20 protein-coding genes and 2 tRNA genes are annotated in these 23,188 nt (G+C 70.7%); 5 read left to right on the forward strand and 17 right to left on the reverse strand.

Annotated features, from left to right (window positions below; genetic code table 11):
- Positions 1 to 110: 110 nt before the first annotated feature.
- The 4 genes from pgl to eda all read left to right on the forward strand — a co-directional run bounded on the left by pgl (position 111) and on the right by eda (position 4,413).
- Entirely contained in the window at positions 111 to 815 is a 705-nt protein-coding gene (gene pgl, locus KZ820_RS02155) for a 6-phosphogluconolactonase (protein ID WP_219747060.1), read from the forward strand.
- A 106-nt stretch (positions 816 to 921) separates the two neighbouring features.
- Positions 922 to 2,736, forward strand: coding sequence for a phosphogluconate dehydratase (edd, locus tag KZ820_RS02160; protein ID WP_219747061.1), 1,815 nt, complete (start codon positions 922 to 924; stop codon positions 2,734 to 2,736).
- 101 nt (positions 2,737 to 2,837) lie between these two features.
- Positions 2,838 to 3,803, forward strand: coding sequence for a glucokinase (glk, locus tag KZ820_RS02165; protein WP_219747062.1), 966 nt, complete (start codon positions 2,838 to 2,840; stop codon positions 3,801 to 3,803).
- A 4-nt stretch (positions 3,804 to 3,807) separates the two neighbouring features.
- Positions 3,808 to 4,413: a bifunctional 4-hydroxy-2-oxoglutarate aldolase/2-dehydro-3-deoxy-phosphogluconate aldolase gene (gene eda / locus KZ820_RS02170; RefSeq protein ID WP_219747063.1), complete on the forward strand. Its 606-nt coding sequence runs from the start codon at positions 3,808 to 3,810 to the stop codon at positions 4,411 to 4,413.
- A 195-nt stretch (positions 4,414 to 4,608) separates the two neighbouring features.
- Here eda and KZ820_RS02175 read toward each other — a convergent pair whose 3' ends face one another.
- From KZ820_RS02175 to KZ820_RS02240, 14 genes are all read right to left on the reverse strand, one after another.
- Positions 4,609 to 5,661 carry a Glu/Leu/Phe/Val dehydrogenase family protein gene (locus KZ820_RS02175; RefSeq protein ID WP_219747064.1) on the reverse strand — a complete coding sequence of 351 codons (1,053 nt, stop codon included), beginning with the start codon at positions 5,659 to 5,661 and terminating at the stop codon, positions 4,609 to 4,611.
- Positions 5,662 to 5,754: 93 nt separating this feature from the next.
- Positions 5,755 to 5,831, reverse strand: a tRNA-His gene (locus tag KZ820_RS02180).
- A 48-nt stretch (positions 5,832 to 5,879) separates the two neighbouring features.
- Entirely contained in the window at positions 5,880 to 6,599 is a 720-nt protein-coding gene (gene gspN / locus KZ820_RS02185; RefSeq protein ID WP_219747065.1) for a type II secretion system protein N, read from the reverse strand.
- On the reverse strand, positions 6,599 to 7,075 hold the full coding sequence (locus KZ820_RS02190; RefSeq protein ID WP_219747066.1) for a type II secretion system protein M: 477 nt from the start codon (positions 7,073 to 7,075) through the stop codon (positions 6,599 to 6,601). The genes gspN and KZ820_RS02190 overlap by 1 nt, the downstream gene beginning before the upstream one ends.
- Positions 7,072 to 8,157: a type II secretion system protein GspL gene (gene gspL / locus KZ820_RS02195; RefSeq protein ID WP_219747067.1), complete on the reverse strand. Its 1,086-nt coding sequence runs from the start codon at positions 8,155 to 8,157 to the stop codon at positions 7,072 to 7,074. Before gspL ends, KZ820_RS02190 begins: the two co-directional genes overlap by 4 nt.
- Positions 8,154 to 9,116, reverse strand: a complete 963-nt coding sequence (gene gspK / locus KZ820_RS02200) for a type II secretion system minor pseudopilin GspK (protein WP_219747068.1) — start codon at positions 9,114 to 9,116, stop codon at positions 8,154 to 8,156. Before gspK ends, gspL begins: the two co-directional genes overlap by 4 nt.
- Positions 9,103 to 9,807, reverse strand: a complete 705-nt coding sequence (gspJ, locus tag KZ820_RS02205) for a type II secretion system minor pseudopilin GspJ (RefSeq protein ID WP_219747069.1) — start codon at positions 9,805 to 9,807, stop codon at positions 9,103 to 9,105. The genes gspK and gspJ overlap by 14 nt, the downstream gene beginning before the upstream one ends.
- Positions 9,804 to 10,193, reverse strand: a complete 390-nt coding sequence (gene gspI / locus KZ820_RS02210; RefSeq protein WP_219747070.1) for a type II secretion system minor pseudopilin GspI — start codon at positions 10,191 to 10,193, stop codon at positions 9,804 to 9,806. The genes gspJ and gspI overlap by 4 nt, the downstream gene beginning before the upstream one ends.
- Positions 10,180 to 10,677, reverse strand: coding sequence for a GspH/FimT family pseudopilin (locus KZ820_RS02215; protein ID WP_219747071.1), 498 nt, complete (start codon positions 10,675 to 10,677; stop codon positions 10,180 to 10,182). The genes gspI and KZ820_RS02215 overlap by 14 nt, the downstream gene beginning before the upstream one ends.
- 172 nt (positions 10,678 to 10,849) lie before the next feature.
- Positions 10,850 to 11,290, reverse strand: coding sequence for a type II secretion system major pseudopilin GspG (gspG, locus tag KZ820_RS02220; RefSeq protein ID WP_219747072.1), 441 nt, complete (start codon positions 11,288 to 11,290; stop codon positions 10,850 to 10,852).
- A gap of 8 nt (positions 11,291 to 11,298) precedes the next feature.
- On the reverse strand, positions 11,299 to 12,522 hold the full coding sequence (gene gspF, locus KZ820_RS02225) for a type II secretion system inner membrane protein GspF (RefSeq protein ID WP_219747073.1): 1,224 nt from the start codon (positions 12,520 to 12,522) through the stop codon (positions 11,299 to 11,301).
- A gap of 188 nt (positions 12,523 to 12,710) precedes the next feature.
- Positions 12,711 to 14,252 carry a GspE/PulE family protein gene (locus tag KZ820_RS02230; protein WP_219748051.1) on the reverse strand — a complete coding sequence of 514 codons (1,542 nt, stop codon included), beginning with the start codon at positions 14,250 to 14,252 and terminating at the stop codon, positions 12,711 to 12,713.
- Positions 14,253 to 14,293: 41 nt separating this feature from the next.
- Positions 14,294 to 16,510, reverse strand: coding sequence for a type II secretion system secretin GspD (gspD, locus tag KZ820_RS02235; RefSeq protein ID WP_373368990.1), 2,217 nt, complete (start codon positions 16,508 to 16,510; stop codon positions 14,294 to 14,296).
- Positions 16,507 to 17,358 (reverse strand): type II secretion system protein N, encoded by an 852-nt coding sequence (locus KZ820_RS02240; protein WP_219747074.1) that lies wholly within the window; start codon positions 17,356 to 17,358, stop codon positions 16,507 to 16,509. The genes gspD and KZ820_RS02240 overlap by 4 nt, the downstream gene beginning before the upstream one ends.
- A 114-nt stretch (positions 17,359 to 17,472) precedes the next feature.
- Between KZ820_RS02240 and KZ820_RS02245 the strand changes: the two genes are divergently transcribed.
- Positions 17,473 to 18,099: a prolyl hydroxylase family protein gene (locus tag KZ820_RS02245; RefSeq protein ID WP_219747075.1), complete on the forward strand. Its 627-nt coding sequence runs from the start codon at positions 17,473 to 17,475 to the stop codon at positions 18,097 to 18,099.
- A gap of 40 nt (positions 18,100 to 18,139) precedes the next feature.
- Here KZ820_RS02245 and KZ820_RS02250 read toward each other — a convergent pair whose 3' ends face one another.
- The 3 genes from KZ820_RS02250 to KZ820_RS02260 all read right to left on the reverse strand — a co-directional run bounded on the left by KZ820_RS02250 (position 18,140) and on the right by KZ820_RS02260 (position 23,156).
- Entirely contained in the window at positions 18,140 to 20,998 is a 2,859-nt protein-coding gene (locus tag KZ820_RS02250; RefSeq protein ID WP_219747076.1) for a TonB-dependent receptor domain-containing protein, read from the reverse strand.
- Positions 20,999 to 21,094: 96 nt separating this feature from the next.
- Positions 21,095 to 22,705, reverse strand: a complete 1,611-nt coding sequence (locus KZ820_RS02255; protein WP_219747077.1) for a beta-helix domain-containing protein — start codon at positions 22,703 to 22,705, stop codon at positions 21,095 to 21,097.
- A 376-nt stretch (positions 22,706 to 23,081) separates the two neighbouring features.
- Positions 23,082 to 23,156: transfer RNA gene (locus tag KZ820_RS02260), tRNA-Val, on the reverse strand.
- Positions 23,157 to 23,188 lie beyond the last annotated feature (32 nt).

Here is a 23,188-nt window from a genome sequence, read left to right on the forward strand (position 1 = left end):
CATTGCTCGGTTGACCTGACCGAACTTCCTGCGAAAGCAGGGCGACGACCCTGCCGGCGCGTACCCGCGCGGCGACCAGCGCGACCCCGAGCGTCGCGACGGAGAGAGACATGACCGAGATCGAATGGTGGGAATATGACGACGCGGCCGAGCTGGCCGACGCGGTCGCGGGCGACATCCAGTTCGTCATCGAGAGCGCGATCGACGCGCGCGGCTCGGCGGTGATCGCGCTGGCGGGCGGCAAGACTCCCCTGCCCGCCTATGAGAAGCTGGCCCAGGCCAAGCTCGACTGGAAGCGCGTGACCATCATCCCCGGCGACGAGCGCATCGTCCCGCTGGGCGACCCGCTCTCCAACGTCACCGCGCTGGGCAAGATCTTCATCCCCAAGGGCGCACGCGTGATGCCGATCGTGCCCAAAGCGACCGACGATTATAAGGCAGCGGGCCGCTCCGCCGACGCGCTGATGCAGGACCTGCACTGGCCGCTCGACCTATGCCTGCTCGGCGTCGGCGGCGACGGCCACACCGCCTCGATCTTCCCAGGACCCGATTATGACGAGGCGCTCAACGGACCCAAGGAGCGCCGCGCGCTCGGCGTGATGCCCGATCCGCTGCCGCCCGAGGCGCCGGTGGCGCGAGTCACGCTCAGCCGTCAGGCGATCGCCACCGCGCGCGCGCTGATGATCGCGGTGGCCGGCGACGCCAAGCGCAAGGTGATCGAGGACGCCATCAAGGAGGGCGCTGGCTCGCCCTATCCGATCGGCCGCGTGCTCGCCGACGTCGAGCTGCCCGTCGACATCCACTGGGCCGCCTGAGCCGCCAACGAATACGTATTCCGACCTCGCGGGACTTGAGTGCGGCAGGCCCCTGCCGCACAACCGCGCCGCCGCGCGACGACCCGCCCGAGCCGAAAGTAGCAGCATGAATCCAGCCGTCAGCGCCGTCACCGACCGGATCATCGAGCGCTCGCGCCCGACCCGCCAGGCGTATCTCTCGCTGATCGAGCGCGAGCGCGACGGCTGGATCGGGCGTCCGCGGCTCGGCTGCGCCAATCTCGCGCATGCCTATGCCGGCACGCCCGAGGACCGCGAGGCGATGACGACACGGCACGAGGCGATGAACATCGGCCTCGTCACCGCCTACAACGACATGCTCTCGGCGCACGCGGTCTATTACCGCTACCCCGAGCAGATGAAGGTGTGGGCGCGCGAGGTCGGCGCCACCGCGCAGGTCGCGGGCGGCGTGCCCGCGATGTGCGACGGCGTGACGCAGGGCTATGCCGGCATGGAGCTGTCGCTGTTCAGCCGCGACACGATCGCGCTCAGCACCGCGGTGGCGCTGAGCCACGGCACATTCGAGGGCGCCGCGTTGCTCGGCATCTGCGACAAGATCGTCCCCGGGCTGCTGATGGGCGCGCTGCGCTTCGGCCACCTGCCGATGATCCTGATCCCCGGTGGGCCGATGCCCTCGGGCCTGCCCAACAAGGCCAAGGCGGCGGTGCGCGAGCGCTTCGCCGAGGGCCAGGCGACGCGCGACGAGCTGCTCGACGCCGAGATCCAGGCGTATCACACGCAGGGCACCTGCACCTTCTACGGCACCGCCAACACCAACCAGATGATGATGGAGGTGATGGGCCTGCACATGCCGGGTGCCGCCTTCGTCAATCCCGGCACCAAGCTGCGCCAGGAGCTGACCCGCGCCGCGGTCCACCGGCTCGCCGCGATCGGCGTGCACGGCGACGATTACCGCCCGCTCGGCGCCTGCGTCGACGAGAAAGCGATCGTGAACGCCGCGGTCGGACTGCTCGCCACCGGCGGTTCGACCAACCACCTGCTCCATCTGCCCGCGATCGCGCGCGCCGCGGGCATCGTGATCGACTGGGAGGATTTCGACCGGCTCTCCGCCGCGGTGCCGACCGTCGCAAGAGTCTATCCCAACGGCTCGGCCGACGTGAACGCGTTCGAGGCGGCAGGCGGCATGCCGTTCGTGATCCGCGAGCTGATCGGCGCGGGCTATCTCCACCGCGACCTGATGACCGTAGCGGGCGACGATCTCTCCGCCTACGGCGAGCGCCCGGTGATCGAGGGCGAGCAGCTGACGTGGCAGCCGGTCCCGGCGAGCGGCGACGAGACGATCCTGCGCCCCGCCGACCGGCCCTTCTCGCCCGACGGTGGGATGCGCATCCTCCAGGGCAATATCGGCCGCGCCTGCATCAAGGTGTCCGCAGTCGAGCGCGGGCGCTGGGTGGTCGAGGCGCCCGCGCGAGTCTTCGCCGACCAGCTCGAGGTGCTCGCCGCCTTCCGCAACGGCGAGCTCGAACGCGACGTGGTCGTGGTGGTCCGCTTCCAGGGTCCGCGTGCCAACGGCATGCCGGAGCTGCACAAGCTGACCCCGCCGCTGGGCGTGTTGCAGAACCGCGGCTTCAAGGTGGCGCTCGTCACCGACGGGCGCATGTCGGGCGCGAGCGGCAAGGTGCCGTGCGCGATCCACTGCTCGCCCGAGGCGCTCGGCGGTGGCGCGATCGGGCTGATCCGCGACGGCGATCTGATCCGGGTCGACGCCGAGGCGGGCACGCTCACCGCGCTGGTCGACGCCGACGAATGGGCGGCGCGCGCGCCCGCCGCGGCGCCCCCGCCCGCCAGCGGCATGGGACGCGAGCTGTTCGGCCTGTTTCGCGGGCTGGCCGACGAGGCGGAGAAAGGTGCCAGCGCGATACTGGCGGGCGCCGGATTGTAGTAGCGAAGGACCCTCTCCCGCGGGAAGAGGGTCGCGAGCGCGGTACCGCGACACGCATCACGGTGACCGGCGGCCCGCGCGGCGGGGAGAGGGAGAAGAGCATGCAGATCGTATCGGTGGACATCGGCGGCACCCACGCCCGCTTCGCGATCGCCGAGGTCGACAAGGGCCGCGTCCAGTCGCTCGGCGAGCCGGTGACGCTCAAGACCGCCGAGCACGCCAGCCTGCAGACCGCCTATGAGGCGTTCCGCGCGCGCCAGGGCGGCACGCTGCCCCCCGCCGCCGCGATCGCGGTGGCCTCGCCTATCACCGGCGACGTCATCCGCCTGACCAACAATCCCTGGGTGATCCGCCCCTCGCTGATCCCCGAGCGGCTCGGCGCCGAGCAATGGACGATCATCAACGACTTCGGCGCGATCGGCCATGCCGTGGCGCAGCTGCCCGCGGGCGATTTCGAGCATCTCTGCGGCCCCGACACCGACCTGCCGGGCGACGGCGTCACCACCGTCTGCGGCCCGGGCACGGGCCTGGGCGTGGCGCAGGTGTTCAAGCGCGACGGGCGCTATTGGGTACTGCCGACCGAGGGCGGGCACATGGACTATGCCCCGCTCGACGGCATCGAGGACGCTATCCTCAAGCGGCTGCGCAAGACCTACACGCGCGTCTCCGCCGAGCGCATCGTCGCCGGCCCCGGCATCGTGGCGATCTACGAGACGCTCGCCGAGCTCGAGGGCCGCGCGGTGCTGCGTCGCGACGACAAGGCGATCTGGACCGAGGCGCTGGACGGTACCGACTCGATCGCGCTCGCCGCGCTCGACCGCTTCTGCCTCGCGCTCGGAGCGGTGGCGGGCGATCTCGCGCTGGCGCAGGGCGCACAGGGCGTGGTGATCGCGGGCGGGCTCGGGCTGCGGATCAAGGACAAATTGCTGCGCTCGGGCTTCGACCAGCGCTTCGTCTCCAAGGGCCGGTTCCAGTCGATGATGGCGGCGATCCCGGTCAAGCTCATCACCCATCCCCAGCCCGGCCTGTTCGGCGCCGCGGCGGCTTTCGCGCAGGAGCATCAGTGAGACCATGAGCGATATCGAAACCGTGATGCGCACCAGCCCGGTGATCCCGGTGCTGGTGATCAAGGACGCCGCGCAGGCGCGCGGGCTGGCCGAGGCGCTGGTCGCCGGCGGGCTCAAGGTGCTGGAGGTGACGCTGCGCACCCCCGCCGCGCTCGACGCGATCCGCGCGATGAAGGAAGTGCCCGGCGCGATCGTCGGCGCGGGCACCGTCGTCACCGCCGAGCAGGTGGCGCAGGTGAAGGACGCGGGCGCCGAGTTCATCGTCTCGCCGGGCCTGTCGCAGAAGCTGGGCGAGACCATCCAGGCGAGCGGCATCCCGTGGCTCCCCGGCGTCGCCACCGCGGGCGACATCATGCGTGGGCTCGACATGGGCCTGTCGCACTTCAAGTTCTTCCCGGCCGAGACGAGCGGCGGGATCAAGGCGCTCAAGGCGCTGGCGGCGCCCTTCTACCGGTGCCGCTTCTGCCCCACCGGCGGCATCACCGAGGCGAGCGCGCCCGATTGGCTCGCGCTCGATCCGGTGCTGTGCGTCGGCGGCAGCTGGGTGACCGAAGGCACTTTGCCAGAGATCGAGGCGCGCGCGCGCGCGGCGGCGGGGCTGGCACGATAGGGCCGTCTGGGGGGTGGCGTTAGGCGCGAGCCACGGTCGCAGCGAACTACCCCGCCACCACTCCTGCCGTCATTCCGGAACAAGTCCAGGATGACGGCAGTGAGAGCGAAGGTCCCACCCGCCACGGAGTGTCTCGTGCCCACCTGAGCCGCCTATCATCCGCGCCGCATCGGACGTCAGCGGCGCGCCTTGCCCTCACTCGCGCCCGATCAGCCGCCGCGCGATACGGTCCGCCACCTCCGCGGTGGGGTCACCCGTCGCCGCGGCCTCGTCCCACACCTGATCGAGCCGGCCCGGGATCTGCGCGATCCGCGCCATGACCTCGGCCTCATCGCCGTGGCCGAGATACTCGAGCCCGACATTGATGATCCCGCCCGCGTTGATGACGTAATCGGGCGCGTAGACCACGCCCGCGTCATGGAGACGCCGCCCGTCCGCCGCGGTGGCGAGCTGGTTGTTGGCGCCGCCCGCGACGATCTTCGCCTTGAGCGCAGGAATAGACTGTTCCGTCAGGATCGCGCCGAGCGCGTTGGGGCTGACGATGTCGACATCGGCGCTCAGGATCGCCTCTGGCGCGACCACGGTCGCGCCCAGTTCGGCCGCGAGCCGCTCGGCGCGCGCCTGGTCGACGTCGGCGAGCGTCAGCACCGCGCCGTCGCGCGCGAGCAACTTGGCGAGCCCGCCGCCGACCGAGCCGAGACCCTGAATCGCGACCCGCACGCCGCGCACGTCGTCGCTGCCGAGCCCGCGCTTGGCGGCGGCGCGAACGCCTAGATAAACGCCATGCGCGGTGTACGGCCCGGGATCGCCGCCCGCCGCGCCTTGCGCCACCGGCAGGCCGGAGACGTAGCGCGTTTCCTCGGCAATCACCTTCATCCGCGCCTCGGACATGCCGACGTCCTCGGCGGTGACGTAGCGTCCGCCCAGCGACTCGACCGCGCGGCCGAAGGCGCGCAGCTGCGCCTCGCTGATCGTCTCGCCCGGTCGCGACGCGAGCACCACGCCCTTGCCGCCGCCCAGCGCCAGACCCGCCATCGCGTTCTTGTAGCTCATCCCGCGCGACAGTCGCAGCGCGTCGGTCAGCGCGCGCGAATCATCGGCATAATGCCAGAAGCGCACCCCGCCCGCCGCGGGCCCGAGCGCGGTGGAATGGACCGCGACCGCCGCCTTGAGCCCGGAAGCCGGGTCGGCGAACAGGTGAAGCCCTTCATGGGCGTCGAAATCGGGATAGTCCCACAGCGAGGTCATCACGCCTCCGTCAAGCGCAGCAGAATATTACCGCGAAGCGCAATATTCGTAGCCGGCGGCCGACGCCAGCGCGAAATGCAGATGAGGGAGAAATGGGGCGATCGACGGGACTTGAACCCGCGACCCTCGGTACCACAAACCGATGCTCTAACCAACTGAGCTACGATCGCCGCGAAGGCCGGTCCCCTAGCGGGGCGCGTGGCCTCTCGTCAAGGCGCTCAGAATCTTCCTTCCACCGCGAAGGTGCGCGCCGCACCGTTGGCGACGAAGCCGCCAGCGTCGAGCCGCGCCGCGACCGTCGGGTCGGTCGGCACCAGGGTCAGCTCGGCGCGGTAGCGGCCGTCCGGCCACAGCCGCAGGTTGACGCCCTCGCCCGCCCCGCTGCTCAGCGGCAACAGCAGCGCGCCCGCGTCGCAGCGCGCCGCGCCGCTGATCGCGCCGGGCAGCGGCTGGCCGAGGAACTGCCCCGACAGCGTCGCGCGGACGCGGCCCTCGGCCTGCTCGCACGCAGAATCGACGAAGCGCACGGTGACGTCGTCGAGGTCGAGCGCGGTCACGGGCAACGGACGGAAGGCGTTGCCGGGCGTCAGCGGCCCGCGCGCGCCGATGATCGCGGCGCGGTTGCGCGCCAGCTCGACCGTGCCCGACAGCTGGCGCGACGGATCGGCGCCCGCGCCTTCCAGCGCGATCCGGGCGCGGCCGATCAGCAACGCGAGCGGCGATACGCCGGCGTCGAGATCGCCCAGCGCTATGTCGCCGAAGCGCGCCTCGACCAGCCGGCCCGACCACAGGCTGCCGGTCACCTCGCGCGCGGTGAAACCCTGCGCGTCGAGCCCGGCCCAGCCGAGCGCCAGTCGCATCGGCAGGAAGGTCAGCACCGCCAGCACGAACAGCGCGATGAAGAGCGCGCGGCGCCCGGTAGCGAGCCGGATCCGCATCACTCGCCCCGCTGGCGCAGGCTGAGCTGCGCGGTGACGCTGCCCGCGCCGCTGCCGGTGACGCTGAGCGAGTCAACCAGGATGCCCTCCTGCTCCAGTCCCGCGACCCAGCGCATCAGCGCCCCGGCGCGCGCGCTGGTGATCGAGGTGCGGACCTGATCGGGCGCGACCACGTCGAGCGAGGCCAAAGCGAAACCCGCCGCATCGGCGCGCGCGCGCACCACGTCGGCGAGCGAGCCGCCGAGCGCGGTGGGGCCACGGCGCTGGAGCGACTTGACCTGGGTGAGCCCGCTCTGCGCCGCCCCCAGCCGCACCACCGCGTCGGTATAGCGCGCCCGCGACGACGAGAGGCCATTGCGCACCGGCAGGATCACCGCCGCCCAGATCAGCGTGAGGACCAGCAGCACGACCATCACCGCGATCAGCCGCCGCTCGCGCAGCGAGCGCGACTCGAACCAGGCGCGCGCGGGGTTCACGGCCGCACCGTCATGTCGCCGGTGAGCCGGTTGTTGGCCTGCTGGAACACGCTCGACTCCACCGTGAAGCCCGCGCCGGCGAGCCGCTGCTTGATCGTATTGGCCTGCGCCTCGCCGGCGAGCGAGAGCGACACGCGCAGCGATCCGTTAGGCTCAAACTGGAGCGCGGTGACCTCGCTCTCCGGCACCGCGTCGACGATCGCGTAGATCGCCGCGGCGGTGCGAGTGAAGCCCTGCCCCGGTCCGCGCAGCCGCGTCAGCCGCTCGCCGAGCAAGCGTGCCGAGTCGCCCGCGTTCGCACCGCGCGGCAGCGCCTGGCGCGCCACCGTGTCGGCCTGCGCCTCGATCGCGTCGGCGCCGAAGGAATAACGCAGGATCCGCACCAGATCGATCGCGAGCGTGGCGAGCAGGATGCAGCCGACCAGCACCGCCATGCGGCGCAGCAATGCCCAGTCGACCACGCGCTGGCGCCGCCGCGCGAAGGCGCCTTGGCGCAGGTCGATCGCGGGCGCGGCGATCGCGGCGACCGCGGCGCCGCGCACCGCGTCGCGCGCGAGCGGCGACGGGCGCTCGCCCCCGGTGATCAGCTCGGTGAGCAGCGGCTCGTCGGCCCAGCCGCTGGTGCGGCCGCGCACCACCCGCTGTCCCGGCAGATCGGCGGCGACATAGCCCGCCTCCGGCACGGGCAGCAGCAGCGGCGCGGGAACGATCGCGCCCGGGTCGATCCCGGCCCGCGCGAGCGACTCCAGCCAGGCTGCCATGCGCGCCGGCGCCACCACCGCGATCGCGCGCTCGCCGCCCTTCTCACCCCCCACCGCGACGTGGAGCTCCTGCGCCGGCTCGGCAGTGGCGTCACTCACCACCACGCGCGCCGCGGCGAGCGCCTGCGCGGGTGAGCGGGCGGGCAGCTCGGCCCAGTGGAGCGTCACCGCGTCGGCGGGGGCCACGGCGATAACCGGCACTTCCTCGTCGCGCACAGGGACACCCTCGCCCTCGCGCTCGACCTGGTCGTCGCGGATCCGCCACCAGCGCCACGGCTGGTCGTCGGCAGGGGGCAGGAAGAGGAGCGTGGCAGCGGTCATGGCGCATCTCCCCATTGCCGCGTCACGAGCCGGACGGGAAGGGTCCGCGCGTCGATCAATCCCTGTTCGTGCAATTCCGCGGTGCCGAGCGTCACGTCGACGCGCAGCGCGAACCATACGGTCTTGACGCTGGTCGACTGCGCGGCGCCGACCTGCGAGGCGCCGCCGCTCTGGGTCGAGAGCTGTGCCCACATCTGGTCGACGGTCGACCATCCGTTGGGCGGCCGGCGCAGCAGCACGCCCTGCGCCGCCTCGACGCTGAGCGACTCGCCCACCAGCATCGCCAGCAGCGGTGCCTGCTCGGGCAGCATTGTGTTGACGTTGAAGACGTTGCGCTGCGCCAGCGGCAGCGTGCAGAGGTAGGGACGAAGCACGCGATACACTTCGGGCGTGACGCCGCGCACCCCGCGCAGCTCGCTGACGTCCGCCATCAGCACGCCCGCTGTGCGATAGCCGCGATAGTCGTTGTCCTCGGCGCCGCCGGGGAGCGGGCTGTCGTCACTGTCGATCCAGTCGGCCGCCGCCGCGGCGACGCGGTCGCCGTCGGGCACACGCAACAGCCGCGCCAGCCGCTGGAATTGCTGGAGCGACTCGATGTTGACGGCGTAGCTGCCGTCGGGTGCGCGCAGGACGAGGCTGTTGAGGTTGAAGCAATTGCCGCCGTCGGTGACGCGCGCGGTGGCGGAACCGCCCGGGATCGGCAGGCCGAACGGCCGACCGCTCCATCCCCCGGTCAGCGCGACCCGGTCGCGTGCCTGGCTCAGCAGCGAGGTCACGCGCGTGGTCGCCAGCGTCTCGGCGGCATAGGCGTAGCCGCGCGCGGCGTCGAGCGCGACCGCGTTGGCCGCCAGCCGGGTCGACAGCCGCAGCCGCTCGAGCGCGCTGGCCGCCATGACGGAGATCACCGCGACGAGCAGCAGCACCGTCAGCAGCGCGGCGCCGCGCTCACCGTGGCGCATCGTCACCTCCCGGCACCCGCGCCGGCGCGCCCGACCCCGGCGACACCGTGCCGCCGCCCGCGCCGCCACCCGGCGCTCCGCTGCCGCTCTCCTGCACGCGCCCCGCGCCGGTGCCGACGAGGAACAACAGCCGGTACAGCCGCGAGTCGGCGCGGGTCACCACCAGCTCCACCGCCTGGGGCAGTGCGGCGCGCGGGTTGCCCTGCCAGGTGTCACTCCAGGCGCCCCGATAGCGGAAGCGCAGCTGCACCGTGCGCACGCGGTCGAGCAGCAGCGCCGGCGGCAGTGCCGCCGCACCGTCGAGCGCCGGATAAGCGACACGCTCGAGGCCGTCGCCGGCGAGGCGATATTCCACTTTCTGGAGCTCGGCGCGCGGGGCCTGATCGGGGTTGCTCCACCCGGCGCGGACCAGCCGCAGCAGCGGCGTCGCGGCGGCATCGCCGCTGAAGGCGGGCAGCAGCACGCCGTTCACGTCGCGCGTGTTGCGATCCTGCGCCTGGGCCAGGTCGGCGGTGAGGATCGAAGAGAGCCGGCTCAGTGCGCCGGTGTCGTCGAGCGCGACCTCGCTCGCGCCCTGCGCGCGCACGCTGAAGGCGAGCAGCGCGACGCCCGCGGCCGCGATCATGCCGAAGATCATCAGCGCGATCATCACCTCGACCAAAGTGAAGCCGGCGTCGCGACGCGTGCTCATCCCGCCACGTCCACCGACAGCGCGGGCGCTGGCGGGCGTACCATCGTCATGCGGCCGAGCACCGCGCCGCTGGAATCGCTCACGCTGACGTCGACCCGCATCACGTCGCCGTCGCCGAGCGGCTGTACCTCGCGCACCCAGGTCCAGGCGCGGCCGCCGTTCTGCTCCACGCCGGAGGAGCGCCCCCGCACGGGCGGCTCGGCGTCGGTCACTGCCTCGATCGCGACGTTGCGCGCCACCGCCTGCGCCAGCAGCGTCGCCGAGAGGATGCCGGTCGAGCGGATGGTCTGCCCCTCCAGCCGGATCAGCGCCAGCGCGGCGAGGCTGAACACCGCCAGCGCCACCATGATCTCGATCAGCGTGAAGCCGCGCTCAGCCCGCGACATGCGCGCGCCCGTCGGGCTCGATCACGACGTCGGTGCGCGCGCCCTCGCGCGTCAGCGTGATCGTCAGCGGGCGGTCGGCCAGCCCGGTGGTGTCGAAGGTGACGCGCTCACGCACCAACCCCGCGGCCGCGGTGCCGGGACGCCACTGCTCGACCCCGAGCGGCGGCTCCATCGGCGACCAGCGCCCGCCGCGCCACTGGTCGAAGCCGTAGCCGGTCTCGGTCACCCACAGGCTGACGGGACGCGACTCGACGATCGCGGCATCGTGCGCGCTGCGCGCGCGGGCGGCGAAGCGCGCCGCCTCGTCCGCCAACCGGCCGCGCGTATCGGGCATGGCGAGCACCGCCGCGGCCGAGGCGAGACCGATGACGGTGATCACGACCATGAGCTCGATGAGGGTGAAGCCGCTGGAGGGGCGCGAAGGCCCGCGGCGCTGCACGCGCGCTGCTCGTGCTTTCACCACCGTCCCCTCTCCTGCCGTCATCCCGGACTTGTTCCGGGATCCACTGTTCCGCAGGAGCCGCGGCTCCGGAATGCGCGGACGAGTGGATCCCGGACCAAGTCCGGTATGACGGAGGAATGTAAGGAAGACGCAGGATTCCGGCTCGGGCCGGGCGCCGCGCGCACCGCGCCCCGCGACCCGAGGCCGCCCGCGCTTACTGCCAGGAGCCGATGTCGGCATCGATCCCCTCGCCGCCGTCCTTGCCGTCGGCACCCAGGGTCCACACGTCGGCAGCGCCGTGCTGGCCCGGCGAGGCGTAGAGATAGTCGCGGCCCCACGGGTCCTTGGGCAGCTTCTTGACGTAGCCGCCGGTCTGGTAGCGCGCCGCGTCGGCGCCCGCGGGCGCGGTCACCAGCGCCTGGAGGCCCTGCGACGTCGTCGGGTAGCTGCCGATCTGCAAGCGATAGAGTTCCAGCCCCTGCTCGATCGTGGCGATGTCCGCCTTGGCCTTCTGGATCCGCGCGGTGTCGCCCGAGGGCAGTACGTTGAGCGCGACGATCGTGGCGAGCAGGCCGATGATCACGATCACCACCATCAGCTCGACGAGGGTGAAGCCGTTCTTCTTCTTGCGGCGCTTTGTCTGTTCGGTGTGCATCAGGGGTCTCACTGGCCGGCCAGGGTGTTGAGCTGGAGGATGGGTAGCAGGATCGACAGCACGATCGTGGCGACGATCGCGCCCATCACGACGATGATCAAAGGTTCGAGCAGCGACAGCGCGGTGGCGGTGAAGCGATCGAACTCGCGCTCGAGATAGTCGGCGGCGCGCTCGAGCATCTCGTCGAGGCGCCCCGCCGCCTCGCCGCTGGCGGCGAGATAGACGAGCAGCGGCGGGAACACGCCGGTGCGGCGCATCGCGGTGGAGAGGCTGCCGCCGCCTCGAATCGAGTCGGTGATCTCGTCCGACGCCGCCTTGAGCCGGCGGTTGTGGATCGTGCCGGCGGTGAGCGTCAGCCCTTCGAGCAGCGGTAGCCGGCTGGCGACCATGGTCGAGAGCGTGCGCGCGATCCGCGCGGCGTGGAGGTCGCGCAGCAGCCGACCAATCAGCGGGACGCGCAGCAGCCAGGTGTCGAAAGCGAGCCGTATCGGCGGCTGGCGCAGCGCGACCACGGCGCCGCCGACCGCCCCGACCACGATCAGCAGCAGCAGCCACCACCAGCCGACCAGCAGGTCGGACAGCGCGATGATCATCCGCGTGAGTAGCGGCAGCTCCTGCCCGACGGTGTCGAACTGCTCGACCACCTGCGGCACCACGAAGGTCATCAGCGCGATGACCACGCTGAACGCCACCGCCGACAGCACGCTGGGATAGGCCATCGCGGTGAGCAGCTTGCCGCGGATCTCCGCCTGCCGCTCGAGCAGGGCGGAGAGTCGCTCCATGATCTCGGGCAGCGTCCCCGAGCTCTCGCCCGCGGCGACCATGGCGCGGTAGAGCGGCGGGAAGCTCTTCGGCTCGCGCGCCATCGCGTCGGCGAGCCGACGTCCCTCGACCACGCCGCTGTGAACGGTCTGGACGATCGCGCGCACGCTCTCTTGCTCGGTCTGGCGCGTGATGGTGCGCAGCGACTCCTCCAGCGGCGAGACGCGGTTGAGCGTGGCGAGCTGGCGCGTGAACAAGGTCAGCTGCTTGCCCGACATCTTGGCGCGGCCGAGCTCGAGCCCGAACAGCGGGCGCCGCCGCGTCGAGGGCGCGCTGCCCGGCTCGATCCGGACGACGTAGAGGCGGCGGCGGTCGAGCGTCGCGCGCGCGGCGGCGAGATCGGCCGCGGCGACATGCCCGCGCGTCTCGTTGCCGCGCGTATCGATCGCGAGATAGTCGAAGTCAGCCATGAGGGGTGGCCGTGGACAGTGATCGCAGAGCAGTGTGGCAAGGCGTTCCCGCCCCACCACGTCCGTCATCCCCGCGGAGGCGGGGATCCATACACGCTGACGTCGCGGCTTCATCGCGAAGGTCCGCGCGTCTGGATCCCCGCCTGCGCGGGGATGACGGTGGTAGTGCGGGAAAGCGGCGGCCTCGATCACGCATCGGTGATGGCCAGCTCGGCGGCGTCGGCGTTCTCGCTGCGCGACACGCGCACCGCTTCCTCCGCGGTCGTCTGGCCGTTCTCGACCAGCCGGCGCGCCGCGATCGCGAGCGTGTCGCCGGTGGCGAAGGCATGGCGCGCGATCGCGTCCTCGTCGCCGCCCTCGTTGATCATGCGGCGCACCACCGCGTCGACGCGCACCGCCTCGAACACGCCGATGCGGCCGCGGAAGCCGGTGCGGTTGCACTGCTCGCAGCCGACCGCCTCGTACACGGTCGCGCCCGGATCGACCCCGAGCAGTGGCGCCACCGTCTCGCTCGCGCGCACCGCGCGGCGGCAGTTGGTGCACAGCCGCCGCACCAGCCGCTGCGCGATCACCGCGCGCAGGGTCGAGGCGAGCAGGAACGGCTCGACCTTCATGTCGCGCATGCGGGTGATCGCACCCACCGCGTCGTTGGTATGGACGGTGGAGAGCACGAGATGCCCGGTGAGCGAGGCCTGGACCGCGATCTCGGCGGTCTCGCGGTCGCGGATCTCGCCAACCATCACCACGTCGGGGTCCTGGCGCAGGATAGCGCGCAGACCGGCGGCGAAGGTGAGTCCGACCTTGCTGTTCACCTGCGTCTGCCCGACGCCCTCGACCGCATATTCGACCGGGTCCTCGACCGTCAGGATGTTGCGGCTGCCGTCGTTGAGGAGGCGCAGCGATCCGTAGAGCGTCGTCGTCTTGCCGCTGCCCGTCGGTCCGGTGACGAGCACGATGCCGTTGGGTTCGGCGATCACCTCGCGCAGCAGAGCGTACATCGCCGGCGTCATGCCGAGCGCGTCGAGGTCGATGCCGGCATTCTCCTTGTCGAGGATACGCAGCACCACGCGCTCGCCGGCGCGGCTGGGCAGCGTCGAGACGCGGACGTCGAGCAACTTGCCGCCGAGCGTCAGCCCCATGCGCCCGTCCTGCGGGACGCGGCGCTCGGCGATGTCGAGCCGCGCCATCACCTTGATGCGGCTCACCACCACCGGCGCGACGTGCGGCGGCATGCGCAAAGTCTCGCGCAGCACGCCGTCGATCCGCATCCGCACCACCAGCCCGGTCTCGTACGGCTCGATGTGGATGTCGGACACGCCGTTGCGCGCGGCGTCGGCGATGATGCCGTTGATCAGCCGGATCGCGGGGGCGTCGTCGGCGGTGTCGAGCAGGTCCTCCGCGGTGGGCAGCCCCTCGGCGAGCAGGTCGAGCTCGTCGCCCATGCCGACCGCGGCGGCCGCGGTGGCCTGGCCGTCCATCGCGTAATTGTCGCTGAGCAGGCGGTCGAACGCCGCGACCGGCACCACCGCCACGTCGAAGGCGCGGCCGAGCACGCGGCGCACCTCGATCAGCGCACGCGGGTCGGCCCCCTCGCGCAGCGCCACCTTGGGCGTCCCGACCGTCCCGCCCTGATCGAGCACCACGCCGAACTTGCGCGCGAAGGAATACGGAAGCGCCGCCGGCGGCAGCACCGCGGGCGGCACCGTCACCCCGTCACCGGGCGGCGGCAGCGGCGCGGCGACGGCGTCGATCTCGGCTCCGGTGCGCACGATCACTTCCGCTTGCCTCCTCCTGGGATCACGGTGGTGGAGTTGCGATAGACCGGCACCGCCACCCGCGGGTCCTCGATGCTGCCCGGCTGGCCCGCCGGGGGCAGCGGCGGGGTCGCGCCCATATAGTCGCGCACCAAGGTGTCGATGGACGGCTCGGACAGCGGCTCCTGCGCCGCCTGCTGGAGGCGGAGATAGCCGTAGCGCTGCTCGGTGACGCGGCGATTGTCGGCCGCGCTGCGGATCACGGTCGGGCGGATAAAGATCATCAGATTGGTCTTCGAGCGGCTCTTGGCGCGCGACTTGAAGAGGTTGCCCAGCAGCGGGATGTCGCCGAGCAGTGGGATCTTCTCGATCGTGCGGCGTTCCTCGTCGGAGAGCAGCCCGCCGATCACCCCGATCGCACCGTCGTCGACGGTCAGCACGGTCTCGACCTCGCGCTTGTTGAGGATCAGGTCGGAGTTGTTGTTCGACACGGGCCCCGCGATCGAGCTGACCTCGAGGTGGAGGTTCATCTTGATCGTGCCCGAGGAGTTCACCTGCGGACGCACGTCGAGCCCGATGCCGACATTCTGCCGCTGCGTGGTGCGGAAGGCATTGTCGAAATTGTTCGACAGCGCCTCGCCGGTGGTGATCGGGATCTCCTGGCCGACGAGCGTGTGCGCCTCCTGGTTATCGATCGTCATGATCTGCGGCACCTGGAGCAGGTTCGACGTGTTGTCGCGCTTCACCGCGTTGATGATCGCGCCGAAGACGGTGCTGCCGATCTGACCGCCGAAACCGCCGAACCCACCCGACGATCCGATAATCGACTGGATCGCCGACTGCGTCAGCGTGTCCGACGGAGTGTTGTTGGTCACGGTCGTGGTGACGCCGTTGGCGATCGTGGTGGTGGTCGAGCTCGCCAGCTCGCGCGCGCCGATCGCGCCGGCGATCTGGAGGATGTTGGGCGCCGAGTTGCTGAAGGTCGAGGCCGCGAAGGCGCCACCATCGAGGTTGCCGAGGATGAACTGCGCGCCGAGCTGGTTGACGGTCGAGTCCGACACCTCGGCGACGATCGCCTCGACCAGCACCTGCTGGCGCCGCTGGTCGAGCTGCTTCACCACGTCGGACAGCTGGCGCTGGATGTCGGCCGGCGCGGCGATCACGATCGCGTTGGCGCCGGCATAGCGGGTCACCACCGCCGCGGTGCGATTGCCTTGGCCGGTGATCGCGGCTTGCTGCGGCTGGCTGCCCGACTGCTGCGTGGTCGATTGCGTCGGCCGCGAGCGCGTCGCCGGCTGCGGCGTCGCGCCCACGCCGGTCGACCCGGTGCTCGAGCTGCTCAGCCCCGAGCGGGTGAGCGCCTGCTCCTCGATCGCGTCGGGCGCCTGGCCGACGAGCTGCTGGAGCACCGGCAGCAATTGGTTGGCATCGGCATTCTCTAGGAAGACGACGCGTATCTCGGTGGCGTTGCGCGCGCTTTGGTCGAGCTCGCGCGCCAGTGCCGCCAGCCGCGCGACGGTCTGCGGGTCACCGCGCAGCGCCACCGCGTTGGAGCTCTCGATCGCCACCGCCGAGGCGCCGCCCGCCGCCGCCGCGGCGCCGCCCGCGCCACCGCCGCCGATCAAGCCCTGGAGCGCGGTCGCGACCTCGCTGGCGCGCGCGTTCTTGAGCGGGATGATGCGTGTCGCCGACGTGTCCGAGTCGATCCGCCGCACGACCTCGCGCACGCGACGGACGTTGTCGGCGAAGTCGACCACCACCAGGCTGTTGCCGCCGCGGTTGGCGGTCACCGAGCCCTGTGCGCTGACCAGCGGGCGCACGGTGTCGACCGCCTGCGCGGCGTCGACCGAGCGCAGCCGGATGATCTCGGTGACGAGCTGGTTGCGCGGCGCGCCCGCCAGGCCGATCCGCCCGGGCTGGCTCGCCGCATTGTCGATCGGTTGCACGCGGAAGGCGCCGTTGGCGCTCGGCACCGCGACCAGGCCGTTGGCGCGCAAGGTCGAGAGGAACACCTCGAGATATTCGGAGCGCGACAACGGGCGATCGGTGACCACGGTCACTTTGCCCTGGACGCGATTGTCGATGATGAAGGTGCGTCCGGTCACCTTGGCGGCGTCGGCGATGAAGGCGCGGATATCGGCGTCGCGCACGTTGAGCGTGGTCTGCGCGAGCGCGGGCTGCGCCGCGGCGGCGAGCGCGAGGGGAGCGAGGAGGACGTGGGGACGCTTCATCATTTTACCGGAATGGAGAGGGCGACGGTCTGGCCGTTGCGCTGGACGGTGACCGGGACCGCGCCGCCGGGGGCGCGCTCGCGCGTAAACTGGTCGAGGTCGGCCGGGCCGGACACCGGACGACCCGCGACCTGGGTGACGACGTCGCCGTCGCGCAGCCCCGAGGCGCGGAAGGCATTGCCGCCCTGCCCGCGCACCGTCAGCCCGACCACGCGGCCGCCCTCGATCTGCGGGATGGCGGTGATGTCGGTCCGCAGCCGGTCGGGCGACATCGCGCCCCCGCCGGCGTCAGAGTCGCGCGGTACGCGCGGATCCGGGCCTGGCCTTGCCGCGGGGGCCGCGCCGGGTGGAGGCACGTCGGCACTCGGCTTTGTCGACTGGTCGAGGAACAGGTCCTCGCGCGCGCCGCCGCGCTCGAGCGTGACATGGTCGAAGGCCACGCCGCGCAGCACCACGCCGGGCACGACCTCCTCGCCGACGCTGACGCTGCGTTGCAGACCGTCAGGCCCCGCCAGGATCGCTGCGCCGCGCGCCTGCGCGTCGTCCATCCGCGTGCCGAACAGCGTGAGCTGAAGCGAGGTGACCACCGCGGGCCCCTGGGCCGGCTGCGCGCCGCTCACCCGGTAGAAGGGATCGACGCTGCCGAGCACGCCGGCGGGATCGACCGGGATCGTCGGGCCGGTCGGAACCCAGGCGCCGAGCGGCGACACCGGGGTGACGATCACCCACATCAGCCGCGCGCATTGCACCGCGAGCCCGGCGAGCAGCAGCAGCTCGACCGCCGAGTAAGCGTTCACCACCGGCAACCGCCGCAGGATCGCCCGTGCCCGGGCGTCGAACTTCAAACGCATGCGCTCGGCTGAACTCCCTGCGCCACCACGATAACCCTGTTACATCGGCGTCGGCGGCTTGTGTAATATTTCTGTGGCTGGTTCGACTTGCTTCAGGTGGAATATAGCAGGCCCATGGCGACCGACCCCATCATCGCGCGACTGAGTGCGCAGCCGCTGATCCAGCGTGTCCCCTCGTCCAAGCTGACCTTGTTCATCCGACGTGATTTCCTCAGCCCGGAGGAATGTGCCGCGCTCATCGAGCTGATCGACGCGGATCGGCGACCCTCGACCATCGCCGACCCGAACGGCGACACCGCCTTCCGCACCAGCGAGACGTGTGACCTGCGCGACGACGATCCGCTCGTCGCCGCGATCAACCGGCGCCTCGCCGACTTCGCCGGACTCGACCCGGGGCATGGCGAGCCGCTGCAAGGACAGCGCTACGCGGTGGGGCAGGAGTTCAAGGCACATACCGATTATTTCGAGCCGACCGGGGCCGACTTCGCGCGCTATTGCAGCGTGGCGGGTAACCGGACCTGGACGATGATGGTCTACCTGAACGCCCCCGAGGCGGGGGGCGCGACGCGCTTCAAGGCGATCGACAAGACGATACAGCCCGAGCCGGGCAAGCTGGTCTGCTGGAACAATCGTCGCCCCGACGAAACGCCCAACCCCGCCACGCTCCACCACGGCATGAAAGTGCGCGCCGGGGTGAAGTACGTGATCACGAAATGGTTTCGCGAGCGACCCTGGATCTGAGCGGCGACCGGCGTGTGACACCGCCGGCCACCGCGGCCGATCAGAAGCTGACGCTGGCGCCGAGCGTGAAGAGGCGACCCAGCCGATAGCGATTGATGTCGACCCGGTTGCCGCCGTCGAAGGTCTGGAACTCCTGGTAGCGCGTGCCCGTGAGGTTGCGCGCCTCGGCCTTGATCTCGACCTTCTGCCCGACGAGCTCGATCTGCTGGCGCATCACGAAGTCGAGCCGAATGCCGGGCTTCTCGATGATGTCCGGCTGGAAGCCAGAGCCGTCGAGCAGCGAGGGACCGCGGTTCGTCACGCGCTCGCTGGCGTAGTTGAACAGCAGCGTCGCCTGGGTGCCGTTCTCGGTGTCCTCGTACCCCAGCTGCAGGTTGACGAGATGGTCCGACTGGCCGGTGAGCGGCGCGCCGTCGCGGAACAGCGAGCGCGCCGGCGCGAAGTTCGCCTGGCAGCCCCCGAGGGTCGTCCCCTCGAGCACACCCGGCACGCAGCTGCCGTCGGCGGTGATCGCCGAGTGGGTCCAGGTGTAGTTGGCGATCAGCACCGCACGCTTGCCCGCCATGCCGGCGGAGATGAAGTCCAGCGGGACATACTTCTGCGCCTCGACCTCGGCGCCGTAGAGCTTGGCGCGCGGCAGGTTGGTGAAGCCGGTCTGGAGCCGCGCATCGGGCGTCGGGAAGAAGCCGACCTGCTCGATCGGATTGTCGATCCGCTTGTAGAAGCCCGCCAGCGTGACGCGCTGGTCGCGCGCGAAGAACCACTCGTATCGCGCCTCGAGGTTGTACAGCTCCGAGTCCTTCAGGCGCGGGTTGCCGAAAAACAGTCGGTCGGATTCGAAGTCGCGAAACGCCTGAGGAGCGAGTTCGCGAAATTGCGGCCGTGCAATCGTCTTCGACGCGGCGAGGCGCAGCTGCTGATTGCTGGCGAAGTTCCAGGTGATCGTCGCCGCCGGCAAAAAGTAATCGTTCTTGAGCCGCGTCGAAGTGGCGTTGATCGGAGTGACTCGCTGAGTCGCGGTCTCGTAGCGGAGGCCGATGATCGCGCGCAGCCCGTCGAGCGCCTCCGCCTCGACCTGAGCGTAGCCGGCGTGGACGCGCAGCAGCGCGTCATATTCGTACGAGCCGTTCTGCCCCGCGTCGAAGCGCATCTGCACCGCAGTGTCCGCCGGGTTGCCCGAGACCGGGGTCGGGCAACCGTTCACCACGTCGGGCGAGAGCAGATAGTCCGGACGCAGCAGGTTGCAAGGGAACGGGATCGCGCCGCCCGTGGCGGTCTGGTAAACGAACGGCAGACGCGTCGAGGTGCGGTCGTTCTCCGAGAAGTAATAGCCCGCGGAGAGGGTCATCGGACGCTCGCCCGGGATCTTGTACGCCACGTCGGCCTGCCCCGAGTAGAGATCCTCGTTGAGCTCGCTGAACACCACCGTCGCGAAGCGGTCGAACGCGTTGGTCGCCTGCCACGCGCCCGGGCAGTTGAGCCCGCGGTCGCTCACCGGCACGTCGCCGGTCTGGTCGCTCAGGCTGGTATTGCAGAGGTAGATGAACTGCCGCTCATAGGGCGAGTTGCGCTGCGTGTTGGCATAGGCGCCGCGCACATCGATCGACAGATCGGTGACCGGCTTGAACTCACCGACGAGCTGGGTCTCGATCAGCTTGCGTTCGAACCAGTTGGTGTTCTGCTGGAAGAGCGGGTTGCCGCTCGAGTTGTTGTACACGGTCGCGCCCGAAGCGCGGCCCTGCTTGAGCGTGTCGTGGATGTAGACGTTGGTCCAGCGCACCTTGTTCTCGCCAAACTCGGCGCCGAAGCCGAGCAGGCCGTTCACCACCGCGCGATTGTCGGTGATGACGGTGTGGAAGTCGTTGCGCAGCGTGCCGTCGACGCTGACCGTGTCCTGCTGCGTCGCGTCGCGCGTGCGCCAGGTGTTCGACACGCCCAGGCTACCGATCAGCCCGACGCGGGTGCCGCCGATGTCACCGGTGACGCCGAGGTCCATGCTGCCCGAGTAATTGGCGGGCGTATCGGTGGTGCGCTGAAGCAGGGTGGTGCGCGCGTTGGAGAGCTGGAGCACCTGCGCGCTCGGGATCACGCCGTTGCCGGTCGGCGCCTGCTTGATGAAGTCGGGAACGTTGCGCTCGCCACCGTCATAGCCGAGCCAATCGGTCTTGGAGCCGAAGTAGGTGTAACCCAGCTTGGCGGTGGTCTCGGTGTCGATCCCGCCCGAGGCGCCCACGGTGAAGAAGTTCTCGTCCGGGATCGCCTTGGTCGTGAGATTGATCACGCCACCGCCGAACTCACCCGGATAGTTGGCGGAGTAGGTCTTCTGCACCAGCGCCGAGCCGACCACGGTCGTCGGGAAGATGTCGAGCGGCACGGTGCGGCGCAGCGGCTCGGGGCTCGGCAGCGGCGAGCCGTTGAGCAGCGCCGAGGAGTAACGATCGCCCAGCCCGCGCACGAAGACATAGCCGTTGCCGACTACCGACAGGCCGGTAACGCGGGTCAGCGCGCCGGCGATGTCGCCCTCGCCCGTGCGCGCGATGTCGGCGCTGGAGAGGACGCTGACGACCTGCGCGGTGGCCCGGATCGTGTTGGGGATGTTACGCCCGACGACGACGATGTCGCCGCCGCCGCTGGCGTCGAGCCCCGGCGCGGAGACCTCGGCCTGGGGCTCGTTTGCCGCAGTGTCGGTGCCCTGCTCCGTACCGGGCGTCGCGGTGGTGGTTGCCTCGGCCTGCGCCGCCGGCGCGGCGTCGGGGTTGGTGGTGGTACTCGTCGGCGGCGGCCCGGCGGGCGCCGAGGTGGTGGGCGTGCCGGCCTGCGGCGCGACCTGCGCCAGCGCCGCGGGGGCGACCAACGTGGTCGTCAGGAGGAGGAACGAGGCGAAGGGGCGCTGGCGCATGGCGGAAGGTTCCAGTCTGTTTCTATGAGCGGGCCCGGGGCGGCGCTGAGAGGCGCTCCCCGGGCTCCGCCGAGCATCACGAGGGCTGGTGGCGCCTCAGCGGCCCTGGCACTGGAAGTAGACCGAGTTGAAGGTCGGCGGCCCGACGTCCTGGAGCGCGCTGTCCGCGGCGCGGATCGTGGTACGCGTGGCACCGTCGCCCGCGCCGGCGATGATGTTGACGCAGGCACCGCCGCTCGCCGTCTTCACGACACCGTTGACGAATGCGAAGTCCGCACCGCCGCGCAGGCGGATCGCGGCGGGCGCCGAGTTCGTCTGGACGAAGGTGAAGTTGGCGTAGCGCCCGTAGGTTCGCGGCAGCAGGTCCTCGGCTCCGTTTGAGTCGATCTCGGTGGCGAACGAGTCGGCGGTGGAGCCCGACGCCTTCTGCGCGGCGATGATGAACTGCATGAAGCCGCGCCAGCCATTGTCGACGTCGAACCCGTCGTCGTCGGCGCCGGTCACGACGAAGTACTTCAGGTTGGTCGCCCCGCCGAAGATCTCGACGCCATCGTCCGACGAATTATGGCTCTGGACGTGATCGATCGTCGTGCCCGAGCCGGTGCCGCCGAGCGTCAGGCCCTGCAGTTCGTTGCCCTCGCTGATCGCGATCCCGGTATAGCGGATCTGCACGTACTGGAGCGTGCCCGAGCTGTCCGCCTGGTTGGTGCCGCCGTAGAAACGGCCGGTAACGCCCTCGATCGCCTGCTGGCAGGTCGGCGAGCTGCCGTTGGCGTCGTTCGGGCCGGTGCCCGCGGCGCATACCGCGGTCGGCGCACGGCCGAGTAGGACCACACCGCCCCACAGGCCCTGGGTCGCATCCGAAACGCCATTGCTGGCGAGATTCTGCTGGGCGGTGAAGATGATCGGTGCGTCGGCGGTGCCCACGGCGTTGAGGCGACTGCCGCGGTTCACCAGCAGAAGGTCGTTCGACGTCTCGGACGAGTCGGCGGCGAGGACGACGCCTGCCGCTATGGTCAGCGTCACACCCGTGGTGGCGTTGATGTCACCCACCTCGGTCTGCCCGCGGAAGCGGTAGAACACGCCGGCGATCTTCGGCAGCGTCAAGTCCGAGGTGATCTGCTGCGGCAGACGACAGGCGCGGAAGGTCTGCACCAGACCGTCGTCGGTCGTGCCGGCCGGACAGGCCGCCGCCGAACCGCCGGTCCCGATGGCAGGCACCGCGGTGCAGCTCGCGCTGTTGAGGAAGCTCGCCGCGGTCGAGCTACAGGTCCAGCCGGAGAAGGCCGAGTCGTTCGGGCCGCTCAGCGCGCCTACATAGCTGGTGTTCTGGATGAAGCTGGTGTTGCCGAGCACCGTCTGCGGGTTGCTAGCGGCCGCCAGCGAGGTGCCGCTGATCGGATAAACGCCGTTGAGCGTGTTGCCGAAGCCCTGCAGATTGTTGTTCTGGCCGGCGTTGAGGATCGCGACCTGTTCGTCGGCGGTCACGGTGACCCCGGACTGGGTCGTCGCCAGCGCGATCTGCGCGTTGGTCAGCGCGGTCGGCGTGGCGGTGCCAGTCGGCGTCGGCGTCGGCGCGGGCTGAACGATCGTGATCGGCAGGCTGCCAGCGCCCGGCGAGGCGACGTCGTCCGCGCCGCACGAGGCGAGGAACAACGTGGCGGAGGTCGCCAGCAGGAACTTGCTGCGACGGCTGAAGCTGACCATGACTCACTCCCTGTTAGGACGAGCCCCGCGCTGGGGCCCGGTGCGGCGAGTCGAACTGTGTGCGCCCGCTCGCTCCCTGAGCAGCGCCGCTAGGCGCGCAGGATGACAGCTGAATGAGTCTTCAAAGACGGTTCGGCGTCGTTTCCGTTACGCTTACGTGACAGAGACGATCGTGCCCCGAAGTGGGACCAGGCCGGTGTCAGGCGCGTGTTCCTGCGCGCGCAGGAACCCAAAGCCGCGAACGCCGAGGCTAGTCCCGCCGGACTCCTGCTGACGCAAGAGCACGCTGTTCCAGGACATCGCTCACGATGACAGGCGCCACATACGAGAAGCCCCGCCCGTCACGGAAACGAGCGGGGCGTTCGGGCCGATCGGATGGTGGGCGCGACAGGGATTGAACCTGTGACCCCACCCGTGTGAAGGGTGTGCTCTACCGCTGAGCTACGCGCCCATCCGCGTCGGGAGCGGCGCAACTACGGGAGC

This window comes from Sphingomonas citri (genome assembly GCF_019429485.1).
In the GTDB taxonomy this organism is placed as follows: domain Bacteria; phylum Pseudomonadota; class Alphaproteobacteria; order Sphingomonadales; family Sphingomonadaceae; genus Sphingomonas; species Sphingomonas citri.